The 266-nt window shown below is 67.3% G+C and carries 1 protein-coding gene; it reads right to left on the bottom strand.

The window, feature by feature from the left end; all coding sequences use genetic code 11:
* On the bottom strand, positions 1 to 266 hold a 266-nt coding region (locus SB765_RS30410; protein ID WP_410932593.1), incomplete at both ends, for an AMP-binding protein.

Here is a 266-nt window from a genome sequence, read left to right as displayed (position 1 = left end):
CCCGAGGTAGTCGAGGGTGCCGTCCGCACGGTAACGCGCCAGGTCGCCCGTGCGGTACATGCGTCCTTGAGCGGTGAACGGGTCGTCGAGGAAACGTTCGGCCGTCAGGTCCTCGCGCTTGAGGTAACCGCGTGCCACGCCCGCGCCGCCGATGTACAACTCGCCGACGCTGCCGGTAGGGACCTGTTGCCCGTAGGCGTCCAGCACGTAGAGCATCAGGTTGCGCAACGGCTGGCCGAGCGGAATATCCCCCACTCCATAGCGGG

It is taken from the genome of Pseudomonas sp. SIMBA_067 (assembly GCF_046534675.1).
Lineage (GTDB): Bacteria > Pseudomonadota > Gammaproteobacteria > Pseudomonadales > Pseudomonadaceae > Aquipseudomonas > Aquipseudomonas putida.
The sequence above is the reverse complement of the archived record's forward strand: the minus strand, read 5'-3'. Positions and strand labels throughout refer to the sequence as shown.